Here is a 17133-nt window from a genome sequence, read left to right as displayed (position 1 = left end):
TGGAATTTGCTTTGATGGCTTGTAATTTATCTATATATTTAGTAGTATATATTCCGCTGACTTGGTTTCCACGCAATGCTAGATTGTGAACTCCGCCAGGTCCGGAAGGAAGCAACGGTAACTTTTGATTCATGTGCCGTGTTCAGGCTAAGTCAGCACTTCAAAAAAGATAGCCTTTCAAAAAACTTTATTTATAATAATTCAGCTATTCTCAGTGAGCCCACAAAGCTATTAAACTCAATGCTTAGTTTTTAACAGTTATTCTCAGTCAGTTGAATATTTCACCTACTTTTTTATATTTGCATGCATCAACTTAATTTTAGAGAAAAATATAATAGTCAATTCACAATAATGGGAAATTTTAATGAAAAAATATCAGTTTTATAATCGAATTCATAGCTTATTTTGCAACAAGTACAGCTATCCTCCACCAACTAAATGAAGGGATGATAAACCTACACTATTTGTGGAGGATCAATACCATTATTATCTAATAAATGGATCAGCATATGCTCCCAACTTTCAAATAATAAAAGTTTGAACATACCTAATAGTTCATCCCATAAATCATCATATGTAACACAGACTTTTCTGCACCATTGAAATAACTGGTCTGTGAATTCTAATATTTGATGAATATAAAAAGCTAGCATAATTAAAATATAAAAATTAAAGCTTTCCCCTTTCAGATGACCCCAATTATGAGCTAGTTTATATCCAAAGTTTTTAAGAGTATTAAAACACTGATTCTCTATACGCCATCTAGCTCTTGCTGCCTTAGTTATCTGTGCTATATTGCTCTTATCAACCTCCAAGTTAGTTGCCCACACACCAGCTATCGTTGATTTTTGCTTACCATCTTTGTCTTTGCTAATCGTAAAAGCTTTAACTACAGTAACTTTCGTGCTTGAGTCTTTGTTTAGAGGTATGTCATAATACCATCTGTATGCGATAGATGTATTGCCCATAGTACTCTTATGACTTTGATATTCAGAGCTATCTAAGCACTCATATAGATGTTTATGATTACCCTGTTTTATTCTAAATATATAATCTTCTCCATTTTGTATTACTGATTCTATAAAGGGTTTAGTAGCATAGATACTATCTGCTAGCCATATAAAGTTCATTCTTGGATGTTGTGATCTAAGTTTTGGTAATAAGCGTTTAGCTGCATTAATTTCACAGTCTTGCTTCTTATCACCATCAGTGTTTTTAATAGGTTCAGGCATTAATGGGAATATTTGCTTTTGATTTGGATGGCATATTATTGCTTGTAATGCCTGATGGCTATATTCTACTTTACCATTACGTTTTCTCTTTTGTAAACATTCTTCACATTTTATAGTTTCAGATGAATGGTATTGTGTAGCATCTAATGCTACAAGATACTTATCTTCAAACCTAAAATTAGATAAGTGCTTACCTCGTTGTAAACGGTTTAAGTAGTTATTGAATATTGGTTGAAACTTATCATACTTAATATTTGATATGATAGTCCTCAGTTGATTATCACTAGGTATTTCTGTAACTCCAAATTGGGTTTGCAGATTATTTTTATATTGTCGTTTCTGCATTAATCTTTGATATTTTAATAAGCTAGATGATTTGTAAAACATACAGGCAAGGGTAGATAATGCAGCATCACTAATTTGATAATTTACACTACTAGCTCGTCTATTATAGTTAATCCGATAGTTATTTGACAATAATGTTATAATATTTAGAAAAAATGTCATCATATAGCCAAGATTTCAGAGATATCGTAATAACTAAATATAAAGAAGGCCTAACAGACAAAGAGCTAAGTAATTTTTTTAATATAGATATCCGTACTACTAGATCTTGGATAAACTTATACGAGACAACTGGTGATTATAAATCTAAGCAAAGAAAAGAACAAGATAGGCAAAGTTTTATAGAGGTTGTTGAGACTATTGAACCTAACAAACTTGTATATTTAGATGAAATGGGTATGGATAATAAACAGTCTGTACTAAGAGGATGGTCTCTTGTTGGTAAACCTAGCTATGGTGAAGTTATTGCTTATCAAACTCAGAGAAAAAGTATAGTTGCTGGTTATAACTATTTAGAAAAGAAGATTATAGCACCGCTAGAGTATACTGGATATACAGATACTCAAATTTTTAATCAGTGGTTTGAAGAGCATTTATGTCCTGAGTTAATTCCAAAGACTACTGTTGTTATGGATAATGCTAGTTTTCATAAGTCTCCTAAATTGGCTAAAATAGCAGAGAAGTTTGATATACAGATACTATACCTTCCTGCTTATTCTCCTGATTTAAATCCTATAGAAAAAAATTTGGGCCAATTTTAAAAGAATTTTAAGAAAAGTAAATAATTCTTTTGATAATTTATCTGATGCTATTACTCACGTCTTTAGCACAATATTATCAGATTAACTATATCTGGTAAATTACTAATGTTAGACTTAAATCCATCTATAAGTGGCTGTAAACTTAGATGTTTTTTGGTTTTGACCATTACATAAAAAATATTTTAATATTTGTATGTTATTATCTAATAATATTAAGTATTTTAGTATATTCTAGTGAAAATTAGTGCGAAAAAGTTAAAAACTAAGCATTGAGTTTAATAGCTTTGTGGGCTCACTGAGAATAGCTGACAATTAGTTAACTTGACGATGCCATCAAAATCACTAAAGAAAAAAATAGTAGATTTCTTTATGCTAAATAATGATAAAAAATTCTAAAATAGGCACTATTTTTTAAATTAGCTATAAAATCTATTGCAACTAGATAAATATAATAATTTACTTTGTGTATAAAACAATATTTTTATACACAAATGATTTACCTTAGAGAAGACGATATACATGAAAGTAGATTCAGAAGTCGTTATGATGAAAAAGTTTGTTTAGCAAAAATTCATCAAGAGATAGCTGTAATATTAGTTGATAATGATCAAGGCAGGACTATATTCTTTTACTTTAAAAATAAGCAACGAGTTATAGATAATTATATAAATAGTTCTAGTGGAAATATAAAAATTAAATTTATTACTTCAGTTAAACAAACAGCCCAAGACATGCACTTCATAAACTTATATATTAGATATGTTCATAAGAAATCTAAAGGAGGAGTAAGATTAGCTTCGTATTTAAGGCTCCTTCCCCCTCCTGTAAATACCAAGAAATTTGGAAAGTCTGTAACAGCTGGTGTTATTAGACCTATATATAACCCAGAAGGTGTATTTACAATGAAATTAGGTGTAAAAAATAGACTTTCTAGAGAAGGAATAACAATACAATGTATTAACGAAGCTAAGCTAAGTAAAATTATAAAATCAGAAGAGATTTTATTTGGTAGATTGCTTGGACAACGTAAAGTTAGTTCTGAAGCGGTAAGACATGCCAGTTTTGAAAATAAAAACTCTGAAGAAGAGAGTGATGCTTATTTATTTCCTGGAAAACATAGAGCTAGTTTAGATGCTGCAAGACATGCCAGTTTTGAAAATAAAGAACCTGAAGAAGAGAGTGATGCTTATTTATCTCCAGTGACCTGTGAAAATGCTGTATCATACGCAAATTATAGTTTTTCTTATAATAATGAAATTTGTTTATCACGCATCTATAATAAGCCAGCTTTAATATTAATTAATAGTACAGAGGAAAGAAGTACATTTATATACCTAGAAGAAAACCATATAGATTATATACTTAATTTTGTAAATGCTAATGATAGTATAGTTTTAAAAATTATTGGATATATAGATTTAGAATCACGAAATAATCCAAATACTAAGAAATATCGCACTCTTATAAAAAAATATATTGAAACAATTATTAAAGTAACTAAACGATGGAGCGCTACATATATCCAAATTAAAGCAGTGAGAGATAGAGTTACTGGTGAAATTTTAGATAAACCTATACTTAATGTAAAAGGCCAATTGCTGTACAAATATAAAACAGATCAAAATAATATCATATGTATTAATAAAAAAGTACTTAATTTATTAATAAAAGATAAATTAAAACTTCTTATTCGTGATAAATTAGTAACTGTATCAAATAATCTTTATCATCAAACAGAGATATATGATGATCCAAGTAGGCGCAGGGCTTACTCTACTATCGAAATGCCTGTTCGATTTGGATCTTTTAGTGGAAATAATTCTTATTTGGATGAAGAGGATGAGAAATCTCCTCTATTAGGAGATATAAGTAGAAGTAGAAGTCACTCTACTATCGAAATTCCTGTTCGATTTAGATCTTTTAGTGAAAATAATTCTTATTTGGATGAAGAAGATGAAAAATCTCCTTTTTTAGAAGATATAAGCAGAAGTAGGAATAGTTTAAGGTCTCCTAGAGTGGATATTCGAGTGCATAGAGACAGCGAAGAAGATAAAGAGTTATTGTCATCATTAAATAATCGTCGCCGTAAAACCTATGGCTCTTTAGAAATATATGATGAGAATTATTTATCAGATGATGAAGAGTTTTCTTTATCGGATGATGTTAATCTTTCAATAGATGATGATTCGGAAGATAATGAAAGAAATTGCTGTGATCGTTGTATAATACTTTAAAAGGGCACTATTGGGGAGCCTCTTCATTAAACTGTTATAGGTATGCCTGCAACCTTTCCTCAAACTGGATAACAGCTATTCTCAGTGAGCCCACAAAGCTATTAAACTCAATGCTTAGTTTTTAACTTTTTCGCACTAATTTTCACTAGAATATACTAAAATACTTAATATTATTAGATAATAACATACAAATATTAAAATATTTTTTATGTAATGGTCAAAACCAAAAAACATCTAAGTTTACAGCCACTTATAGATGGATTTAAGTCTAACATTAGTAATTTACCAGATAATAGACGAGCTAGTAGTGTAAATTATCAAATTAGTGATGCTGCATTATCTACCCTTGCCTGTATGTTTTACAAATCATCTAGCTTATTAAAATATCAAAGATTAATGCAGAAACGACAATATAAAAATAATCTGCAAACCCAATTTGGAGTTACAGAAATACCTAGTGATAATCAACTGAGGACTATCATATCAAATATTAAGTATGATAAGTTTCAACCAATATTCAATAACTACTTAAACCGTTTACAACGAGGTAAGCACTTATCTAATTTTAGGTTTGAAGATAAGTATCTTGTAGCATTAGATGCTACACAATACCATTCATCTGAAACTATAAAATGTGAAGAATGTTTACAAAAGAGAAAACGTAATGGTAAAGTAGAATATAGCCATCAGGCATTACAAGCAATAATATGCCATCCAAATCAAAAGCAAATATTCCCATTAATGCCTGAACCTATTAAAAACACTGATGGTGATAAGAAGCAAGACTGTGAAATTAATGCAGCTAAACGCTTATTACCAAAACTTAGATCACAACATCCAAGAATGAACTTTATATGGCTAGCAGATAGTATCTATGCTACTAAACCCTTTATAGAATCAGTAATACAAAATGGAGAAGATTATATATTTAGAATAAAACAGGGTAATCATAAACATCTATATGAGTGCTTAGATAGCTCTGAATATCAAAGTCATAAGAGTACTATGGGCAATACATCTATCGCATACAGATGGTATTATGACATACCTCTAAACAAAGACTCAAGCACGAAAGTTACTGTAGTTAAAGCTTTTACGATTAGCAAAGACAAAGATGGTAAGCAAAAATCAACGATAGCTGGTGTGTGGGCAACTAACTTGGAGGTTGATAAGAGCAATATAGCACAGATATAGTTAATCTGATAATATTGTGCTAAAGACGTGAGTAATAGCATCAGATAAATTATCAAAAGAATTATTTACTTTTCTTAAAATTCTTTTAAAATTGGCCCAAATTTTTTCTATAGGATTTAAATCAGGAGAATAAGCAGGAAGGTATAGTATCTGTATATCAAACTTCTCTGCTATTTTAGCCAATTTAGGAGACTTATGAAAACTAGCATTATCCATAACAACAGTAGTCTTTGGAATTAACTCAGGACATAAATGCTCTTCAAACCACTGATTAAAAATTTGAGTATCTGTATATCCAGTATACTCTAGCGGTGCTATAATCTTCTTTTCTAAATAGTTATAACCAGCAACTATACTTTTTCTCTGAGTTTGATAAGCAATAACTTCACCATAGCTAGGTTTACCAACAAGAGACCATCCTCTTAGTACAGACTGTTTATTATCCATACCCATTTCATCTAAATATACAAGTTTGTTAGGTTCAATAGTCTCAACAACCTCTATAAAACTTTGCCTATCTTGTTCTTTTCTTTGCTTATATTTAGGTGTCTTTTTTTAAAACTAAAACCAAGTCTGGTAAGACAATCATAAAATGTGCTTCTAGGTATTTCAGGAGCTAATGCTTCTCTAATATCTAAAGCCATTGCATCTGGATATGTTCTTAAGTAGCTTTCTATCGCTTCCTTATCTGTAAAGGTTGCTACTCTACCGCAACCCAAGCCTTGCTTAGATTTATAATCACCAGTTGTCTCGTATAAGTTTATCCAAGATCTAGTAGTACGGATATCTATATTAAAAAAATTACTTAGCTCTTTGTCTGTTAGGCCTTCTTTATATTTAGTTATTACGATATCTCTGAAATCTTGGCTATATGATGACATTTTTTCTAAATATTATAACATTATTGTCAAATAACTATCGGATTAACTATAACTAAGGCAGCAAGAGCTAGATGGCGTATAGAGAATCAGTGTTTTAATACTCTTAAAAACTTTGGATATAAACTAGCTCATAATTGGGGTCATCTGAAAGGGGAAAGCTTTAATTTTTATATTTTAATTATGCTAGCTTTTTATATTCATCAAATATTAGAATTCACAGACCAGTTATTTCAATGGTGCAGAAAAGTCTGTGTTACATATGATGATTTATGGGATGAACTATTAGGTATGTTCAAACTTTTATTATTTGAAAGTTGGGAGCATATGCTGATCCATTTATTAGATAATAATGGTATTGATCCTCCACAAATAGTGTAGGTTTATCATCCCTTCATTTAGTTGGTGGAGGATAGCTGTACTTGTTGCAAAATAAGCTATGAATTCGATTATAAAACTGATATTTTTTCATTAAAATTTCCCATTATTGTGAATTGACTATTATATTTTTCTCTAAAATTAAGTTGATGCATGCAAATATAAAAAAGTAGGTGAAATATTCAACTGACTGAGAATAACTGACTTGATTTTATTAGTGGCGCACCCATCGGGACTTGAACCCAAACATCCGCCTTCGGAGGGCGACGCTCTATCCAGTTAAGCTATGGGTGCAACTCTTTGTTTTAAAGCACTTTATAGTATTAATCAAAATCTTTTTATATTTTGAGGTACTGTGTAGGTACTACATTAATAAAATTTTATTCTTTAATTTTATGACTAAAATAATAATGCAAACAATAAAGATATAGGATATCAAAAACATAACCATAAATGATAGAGTTATTTTTGAAAAGTTTTTGTATTTAATTATGGTAATTATATACAATTTTACATAACCTACTTGATATTGGTGTAATTAAATACCATGATACTCTTATAAATAAATTGGAGTTTCAAATGATTAATCAAGATTTCAAATCAATATTAGATTTAATAAATGCTTTCCCTGATGAAGAATCTTGTATAAAGCACTTAGAAGAACTAAGATGGGACGGTATTATATCTAGTCCATTTGATTCTACTTCTAAAGTGTATAGCTGTTCTAGAAATAGATATAGATGTAAAAATACTTCAAAATATTTCAATGTCAAAACTGCTACTTTATTTGATAACACAAAAGTAAAGCTTCAAAAATGGTTCATAGCTATTTGGCTGGTAACTTCTCATAAAAAAGGTATATCTTCACTTCAACTATCAAGAGATATTCATGTGACACAAAAACCGCATGGTTTATGCTTCAAAGAATAAGATCTTGTTTTGTTATAGAAAATAATAATAATTTAGAGAATACGGTAGAAGTTGACGAAACTTATATTGGTGGTAAAAACAAGAACAGACACTCAAATAAAAAAGTTCCAAATTCACAAGGTAGGAGCGCAAAAGATAAAACTCCTATTGTAGGAATGATTGAAAGACAAGGTAAATTAAATGCCAATGTTGTAGAAAATGTTAAGTCTGACACTCTTACAAGTGAAATTATTAGAAATGTTAAACATACTGCAAGTTTGTATACTGACGAATGGTTAGGATACAAAGGTGTATCAAAAATATATGATCATTCAGTAGTAAATCATAATCAAGGTGAATATGTAAATGGTAGAGTTCATACAAACACTATAGAAGGGTTTTGGTCACTTCTGAAAAGAGGTATTTTAGGTATATACCATTTTACTTCTAAAAAACATTTGCAAAGATATGTTGATGAATTTGTCTTTAGATATAACACTAGAAATATTAAAGAAGCCTGTAGATTTAATTTACTACTAGTAAATACAGATATAAGAACAACTTATAAGGGACTCATTAATGGCTAAAAAAAACAAAATCAAGTATGAAGGAGAATTGGACCTAGCAGGTTTAGAAATTTCTTGTTATGTCCTGGAAGATGGAACCAGAGTACTATCAGGAAGAGGAATGCAAAATGCTCTAAAGATTGTAGATGATGCTGATACATCTAAGCAATCATCTGGGACCAGATTAAACAGATATTTAAATCAAAAAACTCTACAGCCCTTTATTTACGGAAAAAAAGAGCAGGGCCACTATAGCCCATTAATTTGCTATAGAGGTGAACAAAAGGTTCTGTCGCAAACTCAACAAATGGGTACAATATTTCCAAAATCAGCAACCACTAGATACAGTTATGCAGCTATTGCATAAAATTGATCCCATACAGTCATCTTACCAGCATTGATGTGCTGACCTTTTTTGATCATGTTAATCAACTCGTAACCGGCTATAGTAGATTCCATAGAATCCCATGCTTTAAAGCCTAACATGGGTCGAGTTAATCTCTTGATATTTCTATGATCCTGCTCTATCAAATTATTGAGATACTTATTTTGTCTAATCTCTATACCATGAGTTAACCATATCCCAAGCAAAAATAGAAAGATATTAATACTTAGCAAAGCAGCCTCATTAGCACCGGATTTATCTACATTGACTTTCTCCGGCAAACCATGTTTGCCAATGGTTTGCTTGAAGAATTTACGAGCCGCTTTTTCATCTCTTTTAGGAGAAACCATAAACTCTAATGTATCTCCATGCTTATCTATTGCCCTGTAGAGATAAACCCATTTACCTTTATGCTTTACGTAAGTTTCATCCATCTTCCAACTTACATAACCACCATATTTCCTAAACTTTCTGCTAAAGGTAGCTTCTAGCTCTTTAGCATATTTTATAACCCAACGATTGAGAGTACTATGATCTACACTAACTCCACGCTCTTTCATTAACTCTTCTACATGTCTATAGCTAAGCGGATATGATAAATACCACGAAGAGCTTGAAGGATTAGAAGTTTTGTAAAGTGTCTACCTGTGAAATCTAACATAGAAAAACATGATTATATTTGTGGTAAAATAATACTACAAAATTGACTGATTGTCAGTTTGCGACAGAACCATTAAATAACGTCTTTTTTTCTAAAATCATATAATAAAGGATTTTCATACTTTAGTGTATATTCCTGAAGGCGAGATAATAGTTCATTAAAGTCTAATAAGAAATTCTTTTTTATAGTAAATGCATACTTTTTTTTAAACAATTTTTGAGTTTAATCCTAGTTTATTGATATTGTAGTTGTTTAAACTAAAATCAACCCTTTCAGATTTATAATTTAAACAAGTTATTTTTTGTTTATCAAAGTCGATCATTGTTATCTTAGGCTCATAAATAGGATGTAGGTTTTTTGCTAATTGATCAATTATATTATGATATCGTTTTTTAAACTTTTCCTTATTTTTTATAACCCAATCTTTTTTGACTATAACATAATCATTAAACTTTCCAGAAATAACAAGAGAATATTCTTTTCTATTATATTCTTGATATATGTGTAATGATAACCGAGAGGCTTCAAGTAATAAATGCTTAAGTTTTTTTATAGTCTTGTGCATATCATTCTCCTTAATTTTTAAGATTTCAAAAATTCCGGTTCATATATACCTCCATCAATAATAGGTATAATTTTATATGAGATAGGTATAATTACTGTTGAGCAAATTAAACTGAATGCTAATTTTGATAAAAAGCTTATAATAGTCATTGTTAGAATTGTTGATATAGATATCCCAATTGGGAGCATGATTAAGAAGATAACTGAAAAAGTAAAGACGAACTCACCTATTACATCAGCTAACAAGATTCTAATAATTAAGTTTAATTTTTGTTTCTTAAATCTACCCAGCATATATGAGGCAATATTTAGACCTAATAAAGCTGCAATACAATTATAAAAGAAAACATGAGTAAATTCACTTTTCATGACAATATTATATGAAGATTCATATATTTCTTTACCTTGAGGTGCTGGTAGCATATTTGTTAACTGTAAAATAGCAAAACCTAAACCAATTGAAAAAAGCGCAAAAAAAGTCATACGTCGAGCATATACATAGTGATAATTTTCTGTGACAATATTAGTTATAACAAAACAAAGACCTATAAAAAAAATTGCAGTAGCGCTAGTAGCTAAATTAAAGAAATTAAAGAACCTATAAGAAGTAAGCATACTTAATGCTAGAAAAAGTGTATACATTAAGGATAGAATATAAAATCCATTCATTTGATTAGAAATAATATGTTTCCTCTCTAGTGAGAAGTCTGATATAACCTCAAATAATTGTTTAAGAAATTCAATAGTGTTTGAAAAAATAGTTTTAAAAATCATCAAATTTTACTAAGCTAATTTTGTGTTTAATATTTATTAAAGTAACACTTTTAAGTTTCTCTTTGCAAGATAAATAATAAGTATTATTGAAAAAACTTAACTTCTCTATTTTTAATTCTTTGTTATCATTCTCTATAATTACTAGCATATTATTTTTAAAATCATTGACACCATTGAATTTTTTTATATATAAGCTAGATCCATACGGAAACAAAAAATTATGCGTATCAACCTTAATAATATACTCTATATTTTCTTCTTTGGTTAGATAAGTAGAAGATTTGCTTTTAATTGCTGATGTGGTTAATTTAGAGATATTAATTATAGGAACTTCAATTCCATTATTGTTTTTTACAATTTCACCATTGATAATAGATAGCTTAAGTATTTGTAATAATTTTGGTAATTCGCTGCTGCTTGGATCATATATGCCATTAACCCAATTACTAACAGAGCTTGTTGAAGCACCAAGCATTTTAGCTATATTAACTTGTTTTATGCCTAGATCATTCATTCTTTCTAGAATTAAGTTTTTTGTAAGTTTAGTTATTCCCATAATATTAACTAATTTAAACCATAAACTATTTAATAAGTTTAGCTAGCTAAATTAAATATGTAAAGTTCTTAGTAAAATATTTATTTTGGTGTTTTTATGTGGATATTTATATTTTGCTTTCTTATTATTTAATCAATAAATATCCAACTATCTTAGTAATATGACGAGAGAAGAAGTTTTAAATTATTTTGGGAATGTCAGTAAAATTGCAAAAATTGTTGGTAAAACTGCTTCAGCAATATCTCAGTGGGAAAAAAATGGAATTCCTGCTGATTGCCAAAGAATGTTTTATTATATTAGTGATGGTGAACTAAGACCTTCATCTGATATTCCTTATATTTCTTTTAGAAAGTTAGAAAGAATTAGAAGAATAAGAGATATATAAATATGTTTATAATATTTCTACTTCACAATAAGGAAAATTATTGTTATATTAATCATGGGTGTGGAAACCCTAAGACCCGTAGACATACGATAAATGTAAGTTATAATTATTCGATCAATAAATTTCATCAATTAATGATCGGGTGGCGTGTAGCCATACAAGACCTAGCGATAGGGAAAGCTACCGACATTTTGGTTTTAAATGTTTCCAACCGCCCGAACACCAAGTATATTTCAATAATTAACTGGCGTTTGGCGGTGAAGACATTTGCTACAGTTATATCTATAGCTGTATCTAAATATCTTCCATCCTCTTGTTTACAAACTGGAGGACAGTATGAAAAATAACTTGCAAAATCAATTAGATCATCGATATAATAATCGTGGGCTTAAGAACCCTTATACAATTTGTAGTTATGCAATAAATAGCAGATTCAACCAAGTGTTTTTCAAGTTTTGGTTGGGTAGGGATAGCCATAAAATAGCTAGTAATAGTAAAAGCTATCCGCATCTTAATTGTATGATGTTCTTAACTGCCCAGCCATCTATTTCTTTTTTAAAGTCATTGTATTGCTGGGTAGTGAAAACATCTATTACAGCTATAGCTGTATCTATATGTTTTAGCCCTTTGTTTAAATTAAACGGAGGTGTGAAATGAACAATAAATTTATTCCAAATAGTTTTCAAACGTCAAATTCTTTTGTTGATGATGTATTAAGAGAAATATCAGGTAATGCAGTTAAGTGTTATTTGATCATCGCTAGAAAAACGACAGGTTGGAATAAAACAAGTGACAACATATCAACAAAACAGCTTAAAGAAATCTCAGGTATCAAAAAAGATAATACAATTTACTCAGCTATCTCTGAATTAGAATCTTATGGACTAGTAGTTAAAAAAGTAAATAACAGATGGGGAAATTTATACTCAATTAATTATGATTTAGTACCCCCTATAAACGGTAGTACCGAAAAAGGGGATATCCCTAAAAAGGGTAGTACAGTACTGCCGAAAAAGGGTACTTCTAGTAGTACCGAAAAAGGGTACATACAAAGTAACACTATAAACACAAATATATATAAAGAAAAAATATATAAAAAAGAAAACACTATTGCTGCAAGAATTTCTGATTGGAAACAACAAGCAAAAAATGAAATCCAACCAACCCAAGATCAGTTAAATATTTTTGATGAGTTTATAGCTTATTGGACAACTCATAACTCTACAGATAAAAAATTCCCAGCTGAGAAACAAAAGCAATTTATTTTTAAACAGCGCTGGACTACTTGGTTAGCAAATGCCAAAAAGTGGAATAGTCAGCCAAATAATTCAGGTTGGGATTATTTAGAGGAAGTTTACCAAAAAGAAACAAAAAACAAGTTAGATCAATCAAATAATAAGCTAGGAGTAGATCATGGATAGACAGGAAGTGACGATAATATTGAAGACATTAAAGCTTTGTTACCCACTTTGGTATAGCAAACTAAAACCAAACGATATGAATGCGTTAATAGCTCTATACGAGACTAAGTTTGCTAAAGATGATTTTGAGATAGTACACAGGGCAGTTACAGAGCTAGTCGATGAATGTAAATCTGAACCAAAAATGCAGGAGATTCGTTCAAAGATCAAATCGATACAACACAACCTACAGATACATAGGGAGATTGAAAAGTCTAAAAATAGAATTGCTTATAAGCCACCTAAGAAGCTTAAAGAAATTGGACTTGATTACCTTAATAAAATTAAACAGCAGATAGCTTAGGAGTTTTTATGAGTGAAATAACTTTAGAGGAAATGATAGCAAGTAAGGCTGGTGATTCGATCAATAAGATTGTATCTGTTGTTATGGAGAATATTCGGAGAGAAAAGATTTATATTGATGTATGTGATGAAATAGCATATCCAGCTGCAATGATAGCCGAAATGATAGATATGCATCCAGTAACAATCCACAACTGGTTTGAAATAGGCAAACTTAAAAACGTATCGTCAGAAGGGAAAGTAAAAAAAGCAAAATTTAAACAGTTTAAGCATTTGGTTAAAAGAAGAGATTTGTAAAAAAATGTACATGAGGTTTTTGAAACTTGTTTGGTTAACAAAGTACGGTGAGATTAGAAGAAAGCAGCTTGTTCAATATGGTATTTATCAAAGTTAAGGAGTTTATTAGTTACTAGTATTTTTATTTTGGATGTTTTGTTTAATTTAAGGGGTTAAAAGTGAATATAGCAATATCAAAAAATCAAATTGGTGATGAAGAAATAAATAGCGTAAATGCTAGGGATTTGCATAGTTTTTTAAGTGTTAGAACGAAATATAATGATTGGTTTAATCGTATGTGTGAATATGGTTTTTCTGCAAATGAAGACTTTATAGCTATTACTCAAAAAAGAGTCACAGCTCAAGGTAATGAATCTACATTTATTGAACATATTATTAGCTTAGATATGGCTAAAGAAATTTCAATGCTACAAAGATCTGAAAAAGGTAAGCAAATCAGAAAATATTTCATTCAATGCGAGAAGCAATTTAAACAAAATATTCCACAAACTTTAACAAGAAAACAAATACTCCAAATAGCTTTAGATTCAGAGCAGAAATTAGAGCAAGCTAAGCAGACTATTGAACAGCAAAAACCTAAGGTGCTATTCGCAGATTCGGTATCATCTTCAAACTCAACTATTCTTGTCGGTGAGCTTGCAAAGATTATCAAACAAAATGGCTTTGATATTGGAGCTAATCGGCTTTTTAGTTGGTTAAGAGAGAATAACTATTTGATTAGACGTATTGGAGCTGATTTTAATACCCCAACGCAGAAGTCAATGGATCTAGGTTTGTTCAGAATTAAAGAGACAACAGTTACTCATTCTGATGGGCATATTTCTGTTAGTAAAACCCCAAAAATCACAGGTAAAGGACAGGTTTATTTTATTAATAAATTTGCATCGATGCAAACAAGAAGCTTACAAGTTGCTTAGAAGTATTTTAAATAATCTTATTAAGGAAAATGTATGAATTATTATATCTCGATGAAAAAAAATAAATACTGTGTTTTTAGTATTAAAGAAGGTGAGCTAAAGAGTTTTAGAACATTGTTTTTTGCGAATAAATTTTTAAAAAAGGTTAGGAAAGAAAAGGCTCAAGAATGCAAGAATATCTCAAAATAAATGATCTTGTCAAAATGGGATTTAAAGATTCATCAATTCGGCGTTGGCAAAAAAATGAAAATTTTCCAAAAAATATTAAAATTGGACGTGATCGATACTGGATCAAAGCAGAAATTGAGCAATTTTTAGAGAAAAAAAGGGGTGTAGATGAAGTTAACAACAACCCAAATAAATAACCTCAAACATAGCAAAAACTCAAATAATATTGAGATGATAAAAGATATATCTAACTTATATATAGTTATCAAAGCAGCTAATACAAAAAGTTGGCTTTATCGTTATAATTTTAATAATAAGTCTTATAGTCTTGGTTTAGGTAGTTATCCCAAAATAAGTCTTAAAAAAGCTCGAGAAATAACTCAGCACTATAATTCACTTAGATCACAAGGTCAAAATCCTAAAGACCTCAAACAAAAAACTAAGCTCGATAAGCGCAAATTATTTCATAATATTATTCAAGAATGGTACAGCAAAAAAAGCATTAGAAAATCCACAGCTATAGGTTATAGAATGTATCTTGATAACGACATCATCCCATTTTTTAAAAATATAGATATCAATGATATTGAAATACTTTCTATAGGTTCATTTTTACAAAATCATATCAAAACAAAAGCAAAGCAACGAAAACTCAAAGCAATTCTTTCAGGCATTTTTAAATATGCTGTGGCTTTAGGACTTTGTAAGCAGAATATTATGCTTAATGATTTTTCACATATATTATCATCTAAATCAGGTAGTAGTTATGCATTTATTAATCCTGTTGTACAGAAACAAGAATTTATTTTATTACTAACAAAAATGGATAAATATATAGGCAAAAATATATATAAAGTTGCTTTGAAATTAGCGACTTTGTTAGCATTTAGACCGAATGTTTTAGTTAGTTTGAAATGGCAATATTTTAATATTTCTGAGCGCTTACTTATAATTCCAGCAAGTTTGATGAAGATGAAAGAAGACTTTAAGCAACCACTATCGAATCAAGCATATCAATTAATTATAGAACTATACGCAGCTAAGAAAGAAAGTTCTTATATATTAAGTAATAAAAATAGCAAACTTATATCCGCTAATAAGTTACGTAATATTATTCAAAAAGACTTTGGCTTTGATGGGACTAGCTTACCAAGACAAACAATGCACGGTTTTAGACATTCAATTTCGACAGCTATTTATTATTTACAAAGACAATATAAATGGCAGAGTGAAGCTATAGAGCTTATTTTAGATCATCGTAAGAGAAATAAAATTCAAGCGATATATAACACCTATGAGTATATCGACGAACGACGTGAGATTTTACAAATTTGGGCAGATTATTTAGATGAGTTAAAAGTACAGTTAGACAATTAGTTATACAACTTAAAAAGGATTGATTTGACATGATAAGCAATAGTTTGAAAGTAAAAAATAACAGCTTAAAAAATACTAATAATTGTAATTGCTGGGCTATGACAGGCTTTGACAGTATAAAAGATCAAACCTATATGTTTCTTGAAATTTTAATATAAAAAAGGAGATGTGATGAAATTAATTGAAGAATTAGCACAAGAAATGAAAATAAGTGAAATTGATGTCAAACGCTTAATTAGTAAAGCATGTGTAATTCCATATACATTCAAACGAAATAGCAATACTTCAATATATTTCAATAATGATATGGTTATGCGAATTAAAAAAGCTTATATGCATGAGCTAATTGGTTTAGCAGCTAAAAAAAATAGAGGATGTTGATATGGCTAAAGGAACAATAAATAAAGTTTTTTTGTTGGGTAGATTAGGTAATGATCCAAATATTAAAACAACTCAAAACGGTACAACTATAGCAACTTTAAGTATTGCCACTAATGATGGTATGGGTGAAAATATCACTACAGAATGGCATAGAGTTGTTGTGTTTGGTAAAGCAGCAGATGCAATTCAAAGGTATGCTAATAAAGGTACACAACTATTTATTGAAGGTAGGATTAGTACAAATAAGTGGCAAGATAAAGCTGGTAATACTCAATATACAACAGAAATTATAACTTCTAATTTTCAATTTGTAGGCACAAATAAAGATAATAAAGTTAATCAGAATACACCGACAATAGATGAGATTAATAATTTTAAGGATAATGTTGCCCCGTTTTAATTTTTAAG

General features: G+C 29.7%; 20 protein-coding genes, 1 tRNA gene, 1 other RNA gene and 2 pseudogenes. 17 read left to right on the top strand and 7 right to left on the bottom strand.

All coding sequences use genetic code 11. The features are described 5' to 3' along the window. Positions 1–59 precede the first annotated feature (59 nt). Positions 60–156: signal recognition particle sRNA small type (gene ffs / locus ACR0PV_RS08905), an RNA gene on the top strand. A 299-nt stretch (positions 157–455) separates the two neighbouring features. Here ffs and ACR0PV_RS08900 read toward each other — a convergent pair. Then, the gene (locus ACR0PV_RS08900; RefSeq protein WP_488172741.1) at positions 456–1742 is read right to left on the bottom strand and encodes a transposase; all 1287 of its coding nucleotides are present in this window, start codon (positions 1740–1742) and stop codon (positions 456–458) included. Here ACR0PV_RS08900 and ACR0PV_RS08895 point away from each other — a divergent pair. The 3 genes from ACR0PV_RS08895 to ACR0PV_RS08885 all read left to right on the top strand — a co-directional run bounded on the left by ACR0PV_RS08895 (position 1733) and on the right by ACR0PV_RS08885 (position 5766). Further along, entirely contained in the window at positions 1733–2338 is a 606-nt protein-coding gene (locus ACR0PV_RS08895; protein ID WP_488172740.1) for a transposase, read from the top strand. The two genes, ACR0PV_RS08900 and ACR0PV_RS08895, sit on opposite strands and share 10 nt — an antisense overlap. A gap of 491 nt (positions 2339–2829) precedes the next feature. Next, positions 2830–4572, top strand: coding sequence for a hypothetical protein (locus ACR0PV_RS08890; RefSeq protein ID WP_488172211.1), 1743 nt, complete (start codon positions 2830–2832; stop codon positions 4570–4572). A gap of 213 nt (positions 4573–4785) precedes the next feature. Continuing rightward, on the top strand, positions 4786–5766 hold the full coding sequence (locus ACR0PV_RS08885) for a hypothetical protein (protein ID WP_488172212.1): 981 nt from the start codon (positions 4786–4788) through the stop codon (positions 5764–5766). On the opposite strand, the gene ACR0PV_RS08880 is transcribed toward ACR0PV_RS08885, so the two are convergent. Beyond that, positions 5767–6647, bottom strand: a protein-coding gene (locus ACR0PV_RS08880) for an IS630 family transposase (RefSeq protein WP_488172194.1) whose coding sequence is annotated in 2 segments (ribosomal slippage) — positions 5767–6323 and positions 6323–6647 — 882 coding nt in all. Because the reading frame shifts where the segments join, the coding sequence is not laid out codon by codon here. It abuts the gene before it with no gap. Positions 6648–6827: 180 nt separating this feature from the next. On the opposite strand from ACR0PV_RS08880, the gene ACR0PV_RS08875 reads away from it, so the two are divergent. Continuing rightward, entirely contained in the window at positions 6828–7025 is a 198-nt protein-coding gene (locus ACR0PV_RS08875; protein ID WP_488172739.1) for a hypothetical protein, read from the top strand. Between the two features lie 215 nt (positions 7026–7240). On the opposite strand, the gene ACR0PV_RS08870 is transcribed toward ACR0PV_RS08875, so the two are convergent. Then, positions 7241–7316: transfer RNA gene (locus ACR0PV_RS08870), tRNA-Arg, on the bottom strand. Between the two features lie 285 nt (positions 7317–7601). Between ACR0PV_RS08870 and ACR0PV_RS08865 the strand changes: the two are divergent. Together ACR0PV_RS08865 and ACR0PV_RS08860 are read left to right on the top strand one after the other, a co-directional pair. After that, positions 7602–8518, top strand: a pseudogene (locus ACR0PV_RS08865) (IS1595 family transposase). 100 nt (positions 8519–8618) lie between these two features. Then, positions 8619–8864, top strand: a complete 246-nt coding sequence (locus tag ACR0PV_RS08860) for a hypothetical protein (RefSeq protein WP_488172738.1) — start codon at positions 8619–8621, stop codon at positions 8862–8864. On the opposite strand, the pseudogene ACR0PV_RS08855 reads toward ACR0PV_RS08860, so the two are convergent. The 4 genes and pseudogenes from ACR0PV_RS08855 to ACR0PV_RS08840 form a co-directional block, all read right to left on the bottom strand. Then, positions 8846–9543 (bottom strand): annotated as a pseudogene (locus ACR0PV_RS08855) (IS6 family transposase). The gene ACR0PV_RS08860 and the pseudogene ACR0PV_RS08855 sit on opposite strands and share 19 nt — an antisense overlap. Positions 9544–9748: 205 nt before the next feature. Then, on the bottom strand, positions 9749–10108 hold the full coding sequence (locus ACR0PV_RS08850; protein WP_488172737.1) for a hypothetical protein: 360 nt from the start codon (positions 10106–10108) through the stop codon (positions 9749–9751). 17 nt (positions 10109–10125) lie between these two features. Further along, positions 10126–10881, bottom strand: coding sequence for a VUT family protein (locus ACR0PV_RS08845; protein WP_488172736.1), 756 nt, complete (start codon positions 10879–10881; stop codon positions 10126–10128). Then, positions 10871–11437, bottom strand: coding sequence for a helix-turn-helix domain-containing protein (locus tag ACR0PV_RS08840; protein WP_488172192.1), 567 nt, complete (start codon positions 11435–11437; stop codon positions 10871–10873). The genes ACR0PV_RS08845 and ACR0PV_RS08840 overlap by 11 nt, the downstream gene beginning before the upstream one ends. A 160-nt stretch (positions 11438–11597) precedes the next feature. On the opposite strand from ACR0PV_RS08840, the gene ACR0PV_RS08835 reads away from it, so the two are divergent. The 10 genes from ACR0PV_RS08835 (at position 11598) to ACR0PV_RS08790 (ending at position 17125) form a co-directional block, all read left to right on the top strand. Further along, a complete protein-coding gene (locus ACR0PV_RS08835; protein WP_488172735.1) occupies positions 11598–11822 on the top strand; it encodes a Cro/CI family transcriptional regulator in 225 nt (74 codons plus the stop codon). 653 nt (positions 11823–12475) lie between these two features. Beyond that, positions 12476–13243 (top strand): replication protein, encoded by a 768-nt coding sequence (locus ACR0PV_RS08830; RefSeq protein WP_488172734.1) that lies wholly within the window; start codon positions 12476–12478, stop codon positions 13241–13243. Between the two features lie 76 nt (positions 13244–13319). Further along, positions 13320–13586: a hypothetical protein gene (locus ACR0PV_RS08825; RefSeq protein WP_488172733.1), complete on the top strand. Its 267-nt coding sequence runs from the start codon at positions 13320–13322 to the stop codon at positions 13584–13586. An 8-nt stretch (positions 13587–13594) separates the two neighbouring features. Further along, positions 13595–13882 carry a terminase gpP N-terminus-related DNA-binding protein gene (locus tag ACR0PV_RS08820; RefSeq protein WP_488172732.1) on the top strand — a complete coding sequence of 96 codons (288 nt, stop codon included), beginning with the start codon at positions 13595–13597 and terminating at the stop codon, positions 13880–13882. Positions 13883–14040: 158 nt separating this feature from the next. Beyond that, a complete protein-coding gene (locus tag ACR0PV_RS08815; RefSeq protein ID WP_488172196.1) occupies positions 14041–14799 on the top strand; it encodes a phage antirepressor KilAC domain-containing protein in 759 nt (252 codons plus the stop codon). A gap of 33 nt (positions 14800–14832) precedes the next feature. Next, positions 14833–14988 carry a hypothetical protein gene (locus ACR0PV_RS08810; protein ID WP_488172197.1) on the top strand — a complete coding sequence of 52 codons (156 nt, stop codon included), beginning with the start codon at positions 14833–14835 and terminating at the stop codon, positions 14986–14988. Beyond that, on the top strand, positions 14967–15164 hold the full coding sequence (locus ACR0PV_RS08805) for a helix-turn-helix transcriptional regulator (RefSeq protein ID WP_488172198.1): 198 nt from the start codon (positions 14967–14969) through the stop codon (positions 15162–15164). The genes ACR0PV_RS08810 and ACR0PV_RS08805 overlap by 22 nt, the downstream gene beginning before the upstream one ends. Next, entirely contained in the window at positions 15136–16344 is a 1209-nt protein-coding gene (locus tag ACR0PV_RS08800) for a tyrosine-type recombinase/integrase (RefSeq protein ID WP_488172731.1), read from the top strand. Before ACR0PV_RS08805 ends, ACR0PV_RS08800 begins: the two co-directional genes overlap by 29 nt. Before the next feature lie 171 nt (positions 16345–16515). After that, on the top strand, positions 16516–16725 hold the full coding sequence (locus ACR0PV_RS08795; RefSeq protein ID WP_488172730.1) for a hypothetical protein: 210 nt from the start codon (positions 16516–16518) through the stop codon (positions 16723–16725). A 1-nt stretch (position 16726) separates the two neighbouring features. Further along, positions 16727–17125: a single-stranded DNA-binding protein gene (locus ACR0PV_RS08790; RefSeq protein WP_488172729.1), complete on the top strand. Its 399-nt coding sequence runs from the start codon at positions 16727–16729 to the stop codon at positions 17123–17125. Positions 17126–17133: the final 8 nt, after the last annotated feature.

Source organism: Francisella sp. AG1 (assembly GCF_057683165.1).
Note: the sequence above shows the minus strand (reverse complement) of the source record. Positions and strands in the feature narration are given on the sequence as shown.